Here is a 1754-nt window from a genome sequence, read left to right on the forward strand (position 1 = left end):
ACCCTTCCGGCCCGCATCAACTACCTGCTCAAACAGCTCGGAACCGCGAAGGCCGTCGCGCAGGAGCTCGGCATCACCGCCGACTCCGTCAACCGCTACCGGCGCGGCGCCCGCAAGAACCCACCCAAGGACATCGCCGCGAAGATCGACAACGCCGTACGTCAGCGATGGCAGCCCCAGGTCCGCAAGCGCCGGCAGCGGCAAGCCGCCGCCACGACTGGGGTCACGGTGGAGACGAGGGCACGGTTCGGGTACACGGCACCGGTCGGCACAACCGACGACGGAAGATTCCGGCGGCTCACCGTGCACCTCCCCCCGGCCTACGCACAACGCCTGTTCGACGCCCGCAACACAGGCGCCAGCGACCAGCAGATGCGGGGGATCATCGCCGAGGGATTCAAAGAGGTCTACTTCCAGGACGGCGGAGGCCGCGCCACAGGACTCTCCGACGTCACCCTCAACGACATCGACTACCTCGACCTCGACTACTGAGGCCGCGGAGTGACGCTGTGGCGTCGGCAGCGTGGGTGTGCCGAAGCACGATAGGTGTCACCAAGGCAGGCGTGTTGTCACTCGGGGACTTCGGTCGGCTCCTGCAGGGGGGTGGGCCGGAGTCCGCCTGCGCAGGCCAGCACTTCCGTCGCTGAAGAGTTCAGGAAGATCGTGAACACGGACGATCTGTCCACGGAGTCGATGGATCCGGTACGAAGCGGCTCTTCCCCAGCCTGCCGGAGGATGTCGACAGAGGCGGCAAGGCCCTCAATTGTGTGGCCGCGCCGAGCGGCCGTGCGCACTCGAATCGCGAACACACCCGCGTGCCGGTTGGCGGGGACCAGACCGTCCGAGACATCGAAGGCGCCACCGCCAATCAAGGCGTCACGGGCAGGTCCGCATGCCGGGGTCTGTTCGCGAAGCATGGCGATGAGTTCCTCGCGAGGCAGGCTGCGCGCCGGTACCCGTACGACCCACTCATCGACCTCGTGTGACAACTGCAGTGCCTCTCTGGTGACAGTCCGACTGCTTCGATCTGCTCCCTTCGCAGGCTATCCGGTGCCGACGGTGACAACTACTGAACTTCGGCACAGTGGGACGTAGCTCTTCAGTTGGCGAATGAGCGCGAAACTTGGCGAGCTGAGCGTTCACGGTCGCGGCTGGCATGATCGACGGGTGATAGATGTTCGCTTGCCCGCGTGCCGGGGATCGGTGCGGCTGTTCGACCGGGGTGGATTGTGATGGCCTGGTGGCTCCGTCGGCGGTCGGAGCCCGTCGAGGAGTTGGTGTCGGGCCGGCTGCCGGTCGGCAGCGCCGAGATGCCATCGGACGAGGAGCTGGCCGACCTGAGGGTTGCGGCAGAGGTGGGCGATGATGTGGCCATGGTGAGCCTGGCGGCGGCCCTGCATCTGCAGGGCGACCGGGTCGGCGCGCTGCACTGGTGGGACCGGGCATGGGCGGCCGGAAACGTGGTTGCCGGCTACAACCTGGGCATGTTGCACGCGGCCGCCGGTGACGCGAACCGCGCGCAGGTGGCCTGGGAGAAGGCGGCGGCGTTCGGCGACCCGGACGCCATGCTGGGCCTGGTCAAGCAGGCGTTCGGCCGTGGCGACGCGGTCGGCGTCGAGCGCTGGGCGCCAGTGATCCTCGCGCAGGACGAGGCGTTCCCGATCACTGCGCTGGGCGTGGCCTTCCGGGATGGTGGCGACCTGGCGCGGGCCATGCAGGCGTTCCTACGCGCCGAGCAGCTGGGCGACGGGTAT

2 protein-coding genes and 1 pseudogene are annotated in these 1754 nt (G+C 67.9%); 2 read left to right on the plus strand and 1 reads right to left on the minus strand.

What is annotated here, in order from left to right:
• Window positions 1-492: telomere-protecting terminal protein Tpg (gene tpg, locus O3W51_RS32810; protein WP_269288000.1), on the plus strand; the 492-nt coding region annotated here is incomplete at its 5' end.
• Window positions 493-569: 77 nt separating this feature from the next.
• Here tpg and O3W51_RS32815 read toward each other — a convergent pair.
• Window positions 570-917 (minus strand): hypothetical protein, encoded by a 348-nt coding sequence (locus O3W51_RS32815; RefSeq protein ID WP_232486115.1) that lies wholly within the window; start codon window positions 915-917, stop codon window positions 570-572.
• Window positions 918-1232: 315 nt separating this feature from the next.
• Here O3W51_RS32815 and O3W51_RS32820 point away from each other — a divergent pair.
• A pseudogene (locus O3W51_RS32820) lies at window positions 1233-1754 on the plus strand (hypothetical protein); the annotation flags it as partial.

Origin of the sequence: Streptomyces sp. H39-C1 (assembly GCF_027158125.1) — a bacterium.
Taxonomy (GTDB): Bacteria; Actinomycetota; Actinomycetes; order Streptomycetales; family Streptomycetaceae; genus Actinacidiphila; species Actinacidiphila fildesensis.